Below are 12,364 nucleotides of genomic sequence, written 5' to 3'. Positions count from 1 at the left end.
CCCTGACAGAAGAAGCATCCCAGGCCAACACCGATACGTCGACGTCAATAGCCGGCTTTCGAGACGCGTGCTCTCGGACACCCACCATCTAAAACGCGGCCGAGGAACTGTGCATCTAGGACCCTCCCTATCTGCACACACCTGCATTCTGCCGCTCTGGGGTACACCCCATCCACACATCCCGATAGCGGCCGGCTCCCGAGCGTCTAGGGTCCTGATCCATCTAGGTGACTGTGGAGCAGCCCCACGCAGTCCCCTGCAGGCTGATTCTTCGCAGGCCGGTCGGCGGCCTCCAAGCGGTAGCGGCAGCGGCAGCGGCAGTCTCATTCCTAGTCTCATTCGCGCACGTTCGGGGACGTTCAGCGGGCGCCCGGCGGCAGGCATTTTCGTGCTCGGAACCCTCCTGACAGACCCGGGCGAGTCGGGCATCGCAGAACTCGAAAGCGTGTGTGGGGGAGACTCCACCGTGGGTTCAAATCCCACCGCCACCGCCATTGTGAACACTCATCAGCACAGATCAGCCCCTCGCCGGATCCCGGGTCGAGGGGCTGATTCGCGCCTAGTGGATCGTCTGGTCGTTGACGTCGAACTGCTCCCTGACCCACTCGACGACCCACTCGACGACCCACTCGACGAGCCACTCGACGAACGTCATGCCGCACCCCAGTCCTCGATGTCCATCCAGCGCACGAGCTGGCCGACATCGAGTGCGGTCAGCCCGTGCAAGGCGTCGGACTTCGGGCAGGTTCTGCCGGGCGTCAGGTGATGTCGCGAGCGATGATCTGGTCGATGACCGCGTCCAGTCCGGCGCCGACGATGTCCGGTTGGCGTCCGATCGGGCTGAGGACCATTCCGGGCCGAGCCACGAACGCGGCCTGGCAACCTGCGGCGAGGGCCCCGGAGACGTCCCAGGAGTGGGCGGCCACCAGACGAACCTCGCCGATGTCGACGCCGAAAGCGGCGGCGACCGACAGGTAGGGTTCCGGGGCAGGCTTGAGACGCTGCACGCTGTCGGCGGACAGGACTGCCTCGAAGCAGGACCGGATCCCGGCGTTTGTCAGCTGCGCCTCGGCGACTGCGGCAGTGGAGTTCGTCAGCGCCACGACCGTCAGCGGCGTTGCGGCGAGCCTCTCCAGTGGCCGCAGAACGTCGGGGTGGGCAGGCAGTGAGCTCATCTGCTTCAGTACCTCAGTCACGTCCTGCGGGGTCAGGGGGCGGTCGCGCCGCTGCGCGAGCATGGTCAGGGCGCCGGTCTGCGCGGAGGTGAAGTCGACGTACTCACCGGTCAGGCCGGCGACAAAGGACAGCTGCAGCATCTGCGCGAACCACGCGGCACGCTGGGATGTCGAGCCCAACAGCCGCTCGAATGTGTCGTCCAACGCGCGCAGGTCGAGCAACGTCTCGTTCACGTCGAAGGCGATGACCCGCGTCATGGTGCCGCCACGTGCGGTGGCCGTCGCGCCGTGCGGATCGACGTGGACGTCTCTCTCCACGGTTGGGGGTCAGGGACCAGGCGCGGGGTTCGCGATGCCATACCCCACCGTCGATCGTCACGGCCGCAGCGTCAACACCCCAGGCCCGACGTCACCCGGTTGTAAGCCCCCGGGCCCCCCGCCGAGGGCATGACGGCTGGGGTGGAGTTGTTATCGGCTGGTTACGGTGCTCCGATCGGTCTTGGCAAGGGGCCTTCGGCGGCGTAGTGCTGGTCTCGGCCCAGACCAGGGTCCTGTCGGCCGACCCGATCGGGTGCTCCCGCCAGGACTTTCAGCCGCCACACGAGGTGAGAGGCTCAGCCAGCAGGCGCCGGGACTCCACCCATCGACTCCTTGTCACCGTTTGTTCCCGTGAAGCAACGCCACAGGCGTCCCCGTCAGAGAACGACCCGGTGCGGCTGTCCGTGCCGGACCAGCGAGAGGAAAGGTCCCCCGTGAGTGGTACCCCGATTGCCGAGCACGCCTTCCTGTCCGACGGGCATACCTCGGCATTGGTCACGCGGGAGGGCTCGGTCGACTGGCTGTGCCTGCCAAGGTTCGACAGTCCCGCGGTGTTCGCGCGGCTGCTCGACGACGAGGCCGGGCACTTCCTGCTCCGGCCGGCCAACCCGGACGCGGTCGCGGTGCGTCGCTATCTCCCGCAGGGCCTCGTCCTGGAGACCGTGTGGACCTGCGCCACCGGGACCCTGGTGGTGCGGGACTGCCTCGCGCTCGGCCGTCATGACCGCGGCCACGATCTGGGCCAGACCTCACCCGGGGTGCTGCTGCGCCACGCACGCTGCGAGTCCGGTCAGGTCGACATCGTCGTGCAGTGGGTGCCCCGGCCGGAGTTCGGCCTCATCCATCCGCGGCTGGCTGCCACGTCGGGCGGCGTCGTGGCGCGTGGCGGTGCGACCGTGCAGCTTCTCTCGACCAATCTGCCGATGACGATCTCAGAGTCGCGGACAACGCGAGAGTCGCGCGGTGAACCAGGAACGGCCGAAGCCCGAGCAACGCTGGAGGCTGGAGAGCAGCTGGGCTTGGCGATGCAGCAGGCGCCGGCGTGGGGGGAGGAGCTGAAGGGGTGGTCGGCGCGGCGGATCGCCAGGACGGTGGACCGCACCGACGCGGCATGGCGCAGCTGGTCGGACCTGCACCAGAGATACCGGGGACCACTCGAGCGGCTGGTGCACCGCAGCGGCCTGGTCCTGCAAGGCCTGACGTATGCGCCCAGTGGGGCCATCGTCGCCGCCGCGACGACCAGCCTGCCCGAGGGAGTCGGGACCGACCGGACGTGGGACTACCGGTACACCTGGGTCCGCGACGCCAGCCTGACCCTGCGCGGTCTGTGGGTGGCGGCCTGCCCGGACGAGGCGGCCCGGTTCTTCGCGTTCTTCGCCCGCGCGGCCGCCACCCAGCTCGAGCGCGGCCTGCCGTTGCAGATCATGTTCGGCGTCGGCGGCGAACGCGACCTGTCCGAACGGGAGCTGCCCCACCTGCACGGTTGGCGGGGCAGCGCCCCGGTCCGAGTCGGCAACGGCGCGTGGACCCAGCGTCAGCAGGACGTCTACGGCGCACTCCTCGACGCGGCATACCGGCTCCGCCCGTACCTGAGCGATCTCGAGGAACCCACCCGGACGCTGCTGGTCGCCGCAGTCGAGACGGCCGCTGCGACCTGGCAGGAACCGGACCAGGGAATCTGGGAGATCCGTGGACCCGCGGCGCGGTACGTGCACAGCGCACTGATGTGCTGGATCGCCCTCGACCGCGGGATCTCGTTGGCCCCCGAGCTCGGCGCCACCGACCGGACGCCTCGTTGGACGACGATCCGGGACCAGATCAAGGCCGCCATCCTCACCGAGGGGTGGAACGAGCGGGTCGGCGCCTTCACCCAGCGGTTCGGCGGCGACGAGCTCGACGCGGCCACCCTGCTGATCGCCACCAGCGGCCTGCTGCCCGCGAACGACCCCCGGGTCCGCGGAACGATCGACGCGGTGGCCGCCGGCCTGAGCGACGGCCGCGGGCTGATCCTGCGTTACCGCGGCGGCGACGGCCTCGACGGCGTCGAGGGCAGCTTCCTGCTGTGCACGTTCTGGCTGGCCGAGGCTCTCGCGGTGACCGACCGGGTGGAGGAGGCCGAGACGGTGCTGCACCGTGGCGCCGGGTATGCCAGCGATCTCGGCCTGCTCTCCGAGGAGGTCGACGCGGCGACGGGGGAGCTGCTCGGGAACATCCCGCAGGCGTTCAGCCACCTCGGCCTGGTCCTCGCCGCGCATGCCCTGGCCGAGGCGATCGAACGGCGGGCGCCGCGTTCCGGGTGACCTGAGGTGCGGGTTCGTGGTCGTCAGGTGTCGCTCTCGTGCATGCGCAGGTAGGTGATCATCCCGGCCACGTCGTCGGGCATCAGACGGCCGATCGCGCCGCTTGAGTAGACGCTGATCAGGACCCTGCCGCGCGGGTCGAGGATGAAGCCCGTCGCCTGCAGGAAGCCGCCCCGCGGGTCGACGAACGCGCCGGTGGCCGCAGAAACGGCGGCCGCGTCGGCGCTGTGCCCGACGGGGAAGGTCAGCCCGTGCTTGGCGATGAGCTCCAGTGTCGTCGGCACGTCGTCCACGGAGAGCGAGACGACCCGGGCACCAGCCTGGGCGAGGTCGTCCTGCGCCCGCCTGAAGGCCCGCAGCTGGGTGTTGCACTGCTAGGAAACCCTTCGGCACCAGTCGGACGAGCCGACGTCGGCGACACTTCCTACAAGAGAGCCAGGATCCGTGTTTATGTAGGTCAGAGTCCCGAAACCCGCAGCAGAGGCAAGAGCCGGCGAGGGGGACTCGAACCCCCAATCCCCTGTCTGCAAGCCGGCCGACCCGTGATTCGGCTGGCGCCAGTTCGTGACGCCGAGGCCGTAGCCTGCGAAAACGTCGGCTCCTTTGATTCCCGCTAGTCCGTCTGGAGCTTCAGGACGGGAGGGGGCGAAGGCTTGCGGCGGAGCATCTCCTCCGGGCCCAGCAGAACCTTGCCGATGACGGCGCGGGCCAGGGGTCGGAGCCACCGGTCCGGAGCTGCGCCGCCCTGGTCGCACCCTGCCGAACCTTGCCTTTCTCACGGTTTGCTTACCGCCGTCTTATCGGGTCCTTGCGGGCTTCTTACCAATCGTCTGTCAGGGGTCCAAGTGCCTTGCGGCCACTGCTCGCGGACCGTCTACTGGCCCAGCACCCAGGTTCCTGGGGCGGATGCCCCCGTTGGTGCACGTCAGTGATCTAGTCCGATCTCGTCCGATCTGGTCCATGACTGACGTGCACCGCAGGGGTGGTACTCACCACACTGAAAGGTACTCACCGATGAAGCTGCGTACACACAGAGCCGGCATAGGTGCAGTCGCACTCGCCCTTGCCGTGGGGACAACCTTGCTGGGCTCGGCGGGCAATGCCACGGCACAGTCGTCCTCTCCGGCGGCGGCGAAAACCGTCCTGCTGGGACAGGGGGAGGGCGCCGCCTTCGCGATGACCAACGCCACCGCGGGCAACCAGATCGTCCGCTACCGAAGGAGCGCGGATGGCTCGCTCAGGCGAGTCGGAACCACCAACACGAGGGGGCTGGGGATCGGCGTCGACCTGGACACCCAGGGTCCGCTTCGGCTCAGCCAGGACCACCGGTTCCTTTATGCCGTCAACGCTGGCAGCGACAGCGTGAGCGTCTTCGCCGTCGACGGCACAGACCTGACCTTGAAGGAGACGGTCTACGCCGGTGACCAGCCGGTCAGCCTCACCCTCCACGACGACCTGCTCTACGTCCTGGACGGCTCGGTCGCCTCGAACAGCATCCGTGGCTTCTCGATCGGCGCCAACGGCAGGCTCTCGCCGATAACCGGCTCGGTCCAGCCGCTCAGCTCCCCGATCGCAGTGCCCGGTGACATCGAGTTCAGCCCCGACGGCAGCACCATCCTGGTGACCGAGAAGACCACGGCGCTCACCCTGAAGCCGTCGATTGCGCTGGACGCATTTGCCGTCGACAAGAACGGCGTGGCAGGCGTGGCCAAGCGGAACCAGTCTGCTGGCATCCGGCCGTTTGCCCTGGCGTTCCGCAACGACAAGCAGGTTGTGGTCGCCGAGTCGTTCGACGCTTCAGCCGGGCGCTCGGCGGTGTCGTCGTACGCGTTGAAGGGCGGGACCCTGCAGGCCAACAGCACGTCGGTCGCGAACCACCAGACCGACACCTGCTGGATCGTCGTCACCCACGACGGCCGGTACGCCTACACAGCCAACTTCGGCAGCGGCACCATCTCCAGCTATGCGCTGGGCGACGACGGCACGGTCACGCTTCGGCAGGGGACAGCCGCGTCCCTCGGCCTGTCGAGCCAGCCCGTCGATCTGGCGCAGACCGCGGACAGCCACTTCCTCTACCTGCTGATGCGTGGCAAGGGCGGCGTCGCACAGTTCCGGATCGGCGACGACGGTGCGCTGACCCGAGTCGGCGTCGCCATCGGTGGCCTGCCAGTCGCCGATGGCGCGTCCGGGCTGGCGGCCTACTGAGCGACACCCTCAGCAACGCCACACCATCGGGGCTCCGACCGGTCAACCGGTCGGGGCCCCCCACCTCTGCGGCCGCCGTACGTCGCATTGCTGGTGGAGGACGGCGCTGCCGTCTCCGCCGAAGCCAGAACCGGTGTGTGGGCCCCTACGGCGGCAACACCACTTTCAGGCACGGATCGTTTGGACGAGCACCAGCCAACAGCGCGGCTTGACAATTGGTGGCGCCTGCCACTTCGGCAAAAGGGCTCAACGAAACCGGGCTCCTCGGTGGTCACCAGCGAGGTGCCCGGTCAAGTTCGATGAGCCACATTGGGTACCGGCGCGCGCCGGTCTTCACGTGATCGCGTCCGTCGTTTCGGAGGTCGCGTCGAGCGCGCAGGTTGCAACCGCCGACTATGTCGAGGATCAGGTCGGGATTCACGCGGAAGTACTCGTGCACGACGATATTGCGTAAGCCTCCTATCGACGCCCATGAACATCAGGCATGGCCTCTCGAGTCTCGGTCGGCAGCGACCGAACGGCCTCGCCGCTGACGGCGAGGTTGCGCAGAGGGCGTCGTAGGCCATCGAGGCGAAAGCGTCGGAGCGCAGGTGCGGCGCGTAGTCCTGGCACCGCTGGATCGCGTCCAAGATGTCTGCGAACCGTTCCTCCTCCGCCCGGCTCACACCGCCACCACGTCAGCAAGAGCGTTCGAGGAGACTGCGCCGCGCATGAGCGATGCGGCCACGACATCGACTCTTGCCCCCAGAAGCACCGTCAGCTCCTCGGCAATCCCGGAGACCCGAAGCAGCTCGTTGCCGCCACCAGGTAGTAGGTCGACTAACAGGTCGATGTCGCTGTCCAGCCTGGCATCGCCGCGGGCAACAGAACCGGATAGTCGCGGCGCCACAGGTCGCGCGCCTCGTACCGCACGCATCACTGCATGCACGAGCCCACTGACATCGCACACATGGAGCCCCACGCCGGGGTCATGTAGCCAGCTACTCACACCCGCCACGTGGCGTGGTGGCTCATCCACGCATGGCGCGCTGTCGATTGCTTCACGACTCCATTTGGAACCTGCGTGCGTGGCGGCTCAACTCTGGAGCCGTGTCAGCTCGAGCGCGGCCAAGGTGGGCCGCCGCGTTCAACTGCATCGTGCCGAAGCGGGCCCCGGTCGCCCAGGCGGTCTCACGTCTCATTCGCGAACGGCCCTGGGGGTTGCTCCCAGGGCCGGCGAGGGCTGGCTCGAACCTGGCGACCCTCCCAAAGACTCCGCGAATCGGGTGTCGCAGAACTCGAAAGCGCGTGCGGGGGAGACTCCGCCGTCGGTTCAAATCCTGCCGCCACCTCCGAACGTTCATCATCTGCGTTCATCATCTATGCGTTCGCACCGGCGGAAGGCGACGAGACCCGCACGTGCAGTCTGTGCTCAGTCGGGCCTCCCTTGAAGATTGTTGCCGCGAACGCGTGACGGCGGCCACGGTCGCGTTGTCCTTGTTGATGTCCCGGCCAGAAGGGCTGGATCTGAGAGGACTTCCCCCATGACTGCCACCACCTCAACTCCCGGCCAGCTCCCGAAGACTCCCGAGGAGCAGAAGCAGGCCGACAAGGCCGCCGAGGCCAACACGCCCGAGCCGAAGCAGCTGGATGCCCTGCACACCGAGCTCGGTGACACCACGATCGCCGACCAGGTGGTCGAGAAGATCGCCGGACTGGCCACCCGTGAGGTCGAGGGCGTGTATGCCATGGGTTCCGCAGCGGGTCGCGCGCTCAGCGGTCTCGCGCAGCGCCTCCCCGGGCAGGCCGCAAAGAATACTGTCGGCAGCGGCGTGAGCATCGAGAAGGGAGAGCGCCAGACCGCGGTCGAGGTCTCCGTCGTGGTCGAGTACGGCGTCTCCATCGTCGAGGTCGCTGACAACATCCGTGAGTCGATCATCACCGCTGTCGAGCACGCCACCGGGCTGGAGGTCGTCGAGGTCAACATCACCGTCACCGACGTGCACCTGCCGGACGAGGACACCGGCGACGGCGACACCTCGCAGAAGTCTCCCGACCGTCTCGCCTGACCCACTGCAACAGATCCGTCAACGCATGAGTCACCTCGCGTCAGTCAGCCAACTCGAAGGACAGTCATGACCACCTCCCGCTTCGCTCTCGTCATCGGGCTCGCGCTCGGCGTTGTCGCCACGTTCGGGGGCTTCGGATACCTGATCATCGTCGCCGTGTTCACCGCGGTCGGCTGGGGCGTGGGGTTGGTCCTCGAGGGCAAGCTGGACCTCCGGTCCATGCTCGGCCAGACGACGGACCGGCGTTGACCCCATGAATGCCACCATCGAACGGCAGGGCCAGGGGGCTGCGCCCGAGGCGACAACTCAAGCCACGCCGACCGGACCGCCATCGCCGAAGTCGCCGGCACGCTCGCGAGGTCGGCTGGTGCTGGAGAAGAAGGTCGTCGAACGCATCGCCGCGCAGGCCGCCTCGGAGTCGAGCCAGACCGGCGGTGTCTCCGGAGGCTTCCTGGGCTTCGGGACGCAGGGCGACCTCACCGCCCGCCCGGCCACCACGGTCGAGCTGGTCGGCAAGACGGCGACCGTCAAGGTGGACGTCACGGTTGCCTACCCGACCCCGATCCGCGAAGCCACCGACCACGTCCGCCGGCAGGTGATGGACCGGGTCCACGAGCTCACCGGCGTCGAGGTCACCCGCGTCGACATCACGGTCACAGCGCTGCGCGCCACCAGCGGCTCCAGCACACGCAAGGTGCACTGATGGCCCGCGATGACGCGAAGTCCTCGTCCTTGCGTCGACGACCGTCCCGGACCGTCCCGGCGGCCATCGTCGCGGTGCTCGTCGCCGCGGGTGGTGTCGCCGGGGTGTGGGCCACGGTGGAACGGCTTGCGACCGGCAAGTGGCCCGGCTGGGTGGGAGGCACTCACCTGTGGGGGGCCACCCAGACCTGGGGGTCGGTGGTCGTCATCGTCATCAGCATCGTGGTCGCGCTGCTCGGGCTGCTGCTGTTGCTTACCGCGTTGCGGCCCGGGATGCCCAACGCATACGAGATCGACCTCGGCGCTAGCCAGGGGACAGAGGACACCGAGGGCACCGAGTTCGTCATGACCCGACGGGCGGTCGCGAAGCTCGCCACCGCTCAGGCCGACCTGGTCGACGGCGTCGACACCGTCTCGGCGACGGTCACCTCGCGTCGGGTGGGCCTGTCCGTCACCACCACCTCGGCTCAGACCGAGGAGATCGGCCAGCTGGTCACCAGCCGGGTCTCCGAGGCCCTGGCTGCCGTCGGTCTGTCACCCCAGCCGAGCGTGACCGCTACGGTCACGACCACGCAGCCATGACCGCGACGAGATCCCAGGTTTTCTCCGTTGATGATGGTCCGACGAGGGTTTCGATGAGAGCAGGCATCCGATGAGACAGTTCTCGACCGGTCTGAACCGAACGTGGTTGGCGATCATCGGACTGCTGCTGCTCGTCGTCGGCCTGGCGTCGACGGCCATCGGGACCGGACTGCTGTCGCGGGCGGTCAGCGGTGGACCCACCACCGACGACCACCTGCTGGGGCCGTGGGCAGGCGACTTCTTCTCCAACACCGCGGCCGTCATCGGGGTCGGCTTGGTGGCGCTCCTTGTCGCCTTGCTAGGGCTGGGATGGCTGCTGGCCCAGGTGCCCCGGACGAACGCGGCGGGCGTGTTCCGCCTGCAGGACGACGCCGCCACCGGGCTCACCACGTGCTCCCCGGCGGTACTCACCGAGGCGGTCTCCAACGATCTTGAGACGCTGCCCGGTGTCACCGCCGCCGCCGCTGTCCTTCGCGGGACGGCCAACGCGCCCGAGCTGACCGTCAAGCTGACCGCCAACGACCGCACCGACATCCCCGAACTGCTGCGCTCGGTCCAGTCCGGCCCCGTCGCCAACCTGGCCACCGCGATGGGCGCACCCCTGGCGCACCTGGCCGTCCAGGTCGACATCAGCCCCGAGCAACGGACCTCCGACAGTGTCACCTTGTGACGGAGGCATCGGCACCGACACGGAGCCGGTATGGCTCCTGAAACCAGCGTTGTGAGCGACGAAGAGACCCTCGGCCCAGACGCCGATATGACCTCACCCGAGGTCCCCTCCACGCTGGACGCGGATCCCCTCAAGGCACTGACGGGTGCGGACCTGTCAGGACAGGGTGCGCCCGTTCCGGCCAGTTCGCCGGACAGCGCCCGGCACTCGACAGCGGGAACCTCGCCCCCGCAGTCACCAGGGGCGGCCCGGGCCTTGGCCGAGACCACGTTGGTGACGCGAGCGCAGGACGGCGACACCGCTGCCTTCGAGCGGTTGGCGCGATCCTACGAAAGTGAGCTGGTACGCCTGGGGTACCGGATGTTGTCCGATCTCGGTGAGTCCCAGGACGCCGTCCAGGACACCCTGTTGGTGGCGTGGCGCAAGCTGCCCACGCTCGACGACCCACTCGCCTTCCATGCGTGGGTGTACCAGCTGATGACCCGTCGATGCCTCAACCTGCTGCGCCGGCGTGCCCGGAGGCGAACGACCCCCGCTTCGGACTCGGACCTGCAGGACCTGCAACGGCCCGGGGCGCATCCGGACACCGGCAACGGTCCCGCCGAGGAGGCGCAGACTGAGGCGCTGCGCGACGGGCTGACGCTGGCGCTGGCGCAGCTGCCGGCTGAGCTGCGTGCCTGCTGGGTGCTGAACTCGATGCACGACCTGTCCTACCCGGAGATCGCGTATGCGATCGGTGTGCCGGTCAGCACGGTCCGCGGCCGGATTGCCCGGGCCCGGGTCAAGCTCGCGAAGGGGATGAGCGAATGGCAGTGACCCAGGCCACCCGCCTCGGCTGCGGTCGGGATGTCGACGACGTGTGGGTCCGCATCGACCAGCCGCCGAACGAGCACGAGCAGAGCTGCCCCTTCTGCACCCAGGCGCGCGCCGATCTCGTCGAGCTGTCCACTGCGACCCAGGAGATGACCGCCGCCGACCGACAGGACCCCGCCTTGCGGGTGCCGGCCCAGAGGCTCTCTGACATCTTGACGATCGTGCGGACCGAGGTCCGTCGCGGTCGCACCATTCCTCTCCAGCGCCGGGCCGACGTAGAGAAGGGCTGGGTGGCGGACCTGGCGGTCAGCGAGCAGGTGGTCGCAACTGTCGTCCGCGAGACCTGCGACCGGAATCCCGACGTCGAGGTCCGCCGGGTCAGCATCGACGCCGCGGCGCCGGTTCCTCACGACCCAGATCACCCGCATACCGGGTCTGGCAGTACTGCGCTGGAGCCTGCCGAGGTGGTCATGGACCTCCAGGTGACAGTCAGCAACACCTCACAGATCCCCGACCTGCTCGACACGTTGCGCGCTGACCTCACCGCAGCCGTGGCGGCGCAGATCGGGGTCAGCGTGTCTCGTATCAACGTCCACGTCCAGGATCTCCACGATGCCTGAGAACGCGATGACCCCCGTGACCCCCGTGACCAAGGACGAGATCACCCGGGAGCTGGAACGCACCGTGCTCGCAGTCCCGGGCGTCTCCGGACTGGTTCCCACTCTCAGAGAGGCGCTGATCCGGCTGCGGCAGCACCGCATTGCCGGACCGCCGCCGCCGCCGCAGCCCAGCGACGGCATCACCGTCGAGCTCGACGCGGGTGTCGTGTCGTCCGCCATCCTCGACGTCAGCGTCACGTCCAGGGCCTCGGTGCTGGCCACGGCCCTGGCGGTCCAGTCTGCGGTCACGGCCCTGCTGCTGTCCACCAGCTCCGACGGGCCGAGCACCCACCTCGTGGTCAAGGTGAACGTCCTCGGCGTCGACCCCGGCTCTGCCGCCGACAGCGCCACCCCGACCGACAACGAACGTCTCGAAGCCGCGGGCAAGACCGACCAGACCAAGGCCGACACCAAGAAGGCCGGCGAGACGGTCAAGGACGCCTTCACCGAGTGACCACGCCCTCAGGTGGGTTCGGACTGTTTCGTCGTGGGGGGCGTAGTGGTTCTGAGGTAGTGGCGGCCCGGATCCCCCTTATCGAACTCCGAGCATCCCGCTGAGCTCTCAAACCAGTACGTCTCCAGACATGCCGGGATGCTTCAGAGCGACGAGTCAACCGTCGGCCGACGGGGTGCGCAGGTAAGTCACCGGCAGCTGCCAACCGGCGAACCAGCCGAGTGTCTGGACCCAGGCCGCATCGACTTCCACTGAGGGGACTGACCCACGTTCGGTCATGGATTCGATCAGCAGAACCAGGCGCTCACGAAGTACTCTCAGCGTTCGGATGACGTCCTGGACGGTTGCGGAGTCGATGGGGGCGCTGTCGATCAGGTGTGACCGACAGAGCCAGGCCTGGTGGGGTGACTCCAGCGCAGTGGTGTGCGGACCGCTCTC

The 12,364-nt window shown here is 68.2% G+C and carries 14 protein-coding genes and 1 pseudogene; 10 read left to right on the top strand and 5 right to left on the bottom strand.

Features of this window, described 5'->3' with window-relative positions:
• Nucleotides 1-758 precede the first annotated feature (758 nt).
• The gene (locus ABI385_RS10620; RefSeq protein WP_348103724.1) at nucleotides 759-1,433 is read right to left on the bottom strand and encodes a haloacid dehalogenase type II; all 675 of its coding nucleotides are present in this window, start codon (nucleotides 1,431-1,433) and stop codon (nucleotides 759-761) included.
• 494 nt (nucleotides 1,434-1,927) lie between these two features.
• On the opposite strand from ABI385_RS10620, the gene ABI385_RS10615 reads away from it, so the two are divergent.
• Nucleotides 1,928-3,793, top strand: a complete 1,866-nt coding sequence (locus ABI385_RS10615) for a glycoside hydrolase family 15 protein (protein WP_348103723.1) — start codon at nucleotides 1,928-1,930, stop codon at nucleotides 3,791-3,793.
• A 23-nt stretch (nucleotides 3,794-3,816) separates the two neighbouring features.
• On the opposite strand, the pseudogene ABI385_RS10610 reads toward ABI385_RS10615, so the two are convergent.
• Nucleotides 3,817-4,155, bottom strand: a pseudogene (locus ABI385_RS10610) (peroxiredoxin family protein); the annotation flags it as partial.
• A gap of 652 nt (nucleotides 4,156-4,807) precedes the next feature.
• Here ABI385_RS10610 and ABI385_RS10605 point away from each other — a divergent pair.
• Nucleotides 4,808-5,998, top strand: a complete 1,191-nt coding sequence (locus ABI385_RS10605) for a beta-propeller fold lactonase family protein (protein ID WP_348103722.1) — start codon at nucleotides 4,808-4,810, stop codon at nucleotides 5,996-5,998.
• Between the two features lie 271 nt (nucleotides 5,999-6,269).
• Here the strand turns inward: ABI385_RS10605 and ABI385_RS18520 are convergent, their stop codons facing one another.
• Nucleotides 6,270-6,461 (bottom strand): HepT-like ribonuclease domain-containing protein, encoded by a 192-nt coding sequence (locus ABI385_RS18520; protein WP_407068259.1) that lies wholly within the window; start codon nucleotides 6,459-6,461, stop codon nucleotides 6,270-6,272.
• A 198-nt stretch (nucleotides 6,462-6,659) separates the two neighbouring features.
• Nucleotides 6,660-6,914 (bottom strand): nucleotidyltransferase domain-containing protein, encoded by a 255-nt coding sequence (locus tag ABI385_RS10600; protein ID WP_348103721.1) that lies wholly within the window; start codon nucleotides 6,912-6,914, stop codon nucleotides 6,660-6,662.
• Between the two features lie 607 nt (nucleotides 6,915-7,521).
• Between ABI385_RS10600 and ABI385_RS10595 the strand changes: the two genes are divergently transcribed.
• The 8 genes from ABI385_RS10595 to ABI385_RS10560 all read left to right on the top strand — a co-directional run bounded on the left by ABI385_RS10595 (nucleotide 7,522) and on the right by ABI385_RS10560 (nucleotide 11,926).
• Nucleotides 7,522-8,046 (top strand): Asp23/Gls24 family envelope stress response protein, encoded by a 525-nt coding sequence (locus ABI385_RS10595; protein WP_348103720.1) that lies wholly within the window; start codon nucleotides 7,522-7,524, stop codon nucleotides 8,044-8,046.
• Between the two features lie 66 nt (nucleotides 8,047-8,112).
• The gene (locus tag ABI385_RS10590) at nucleotides 8,113-8,295 is read left to right on the top strand and encodes a hypothetical protein (protein WP_348103719.1); all 183 of its coding nucleotides are present in this window, start codon (nucleotides 8,113-8,115) and stop codon (nucleotides 8,293-8,295) included.
• Between the two features lie 4 nt (nucleotides 8,296-8,299).
• Entirely contained in the window at nucleotides 8,300-8,749 is a 450-nt protein-coding gene (locus ABI385_RS10585; RefSeq protein WP_348103718.1) for an Asp23/Gls24 family envelope stress response protein, read from the top strand.
• Complete coding sequence (locus tag ABI385_RS10580; RefSeq protein ID WP_348103717.1) at nucleotides 8,749-9,330, top strand: DUF6286 domain-containing protein; 582 nt, start codon at nucleotides 8,749-8,751, stop codon at nucleotides 9,328-9,330. Before ABI385_RS10585 ends, ABI385_RS10580 begins: the two co-directional genes overlap by 1 nt.
• Nucleotides 9,331-9,400: 70 nt before the next feature.
• Nucleotides 9,401-10,000, top strand: coding sequence for an alkaline shock response membrane anchor protein AmaP (locus ABI385_RS10575; RefSeq protein ID WP_348103716.1), 600 nt, complete (start codon nucleotides 9,401-9,403; stop codon nucleotides 9,998-10,000).
• 30 nt (nucleotides 10,001-10,030) lie between these two features.
• The gene (locus tag ABI385_RS10570) at nucleotides 10,031-10,816 is read left to right on the top strand and encodes a sigma-70 family RNA polymerase sigma factor (RefSeq protein WP_348103715.1); all 786 of its coding nucleotides are present in this window, start codon (nucleotides 10,031-10,033) and stop codon (nucleotides 10,814-10,816) included.
• Nucleotides 10,807-11,433 carry a hypothetical protein gene (locus ABI385_RS10565; RefSeq protein WP_348103714.1) on the top strand — a complete coding sequence of 209 codons (627 nt, stop codon included), beginning with the start codon at nucleotides 10,807-10,809 and terminating at the stop codon, nucleotides 11,431-11,433. Before ABI385_RS10570 ends, ABI385_RS10565 begins: the two co-directional genes overlap by 10 nt.
• Nucleotides 11,426-11,926: a CsbD family protein gene (locus tag ABI385_RS10560; RefSeq protein ID WP_348103725.1), complete on the top strand. Its 501-nt coding sequence runs from the start codon at nucleotides 11,426-11,428 to the stop codon at nucleotides 11,924-11,926. The genes ABI385_RS10565 and ABI385_RS10560 overlap by 8 nt, the downstream gene beginning before the upstream one ends.
• A gap of 156 nt (nucleotides 11,927-12,082) precedes the next feature.
• Here the strand turns inward: ABI385_RS10560 and ABI385_RS10555 are convergent.
• The coding region (locus ABI385_RS10555) for a hypothetical protein (RefSeq protein ID WP_348103713.1) at nucleotides 12,083-12,364 on the bottom strand (282 nt) is incomplete at its 5' end.

This window comes from Lapillicoccus sp., assembly GCF_039935575.1.
Taxonomy (GTDB): domain Bacteria; phylum Actinomycetota; class Actinomycetes; order Actinomycetales; family Dermatophilaceae; genus Lapillicoccus.
The sequence above is the reverse complement of the archived record's forward strand: the minus strand, read 5'-3'. Positions and strand labels throughout refer to the sequence as shown.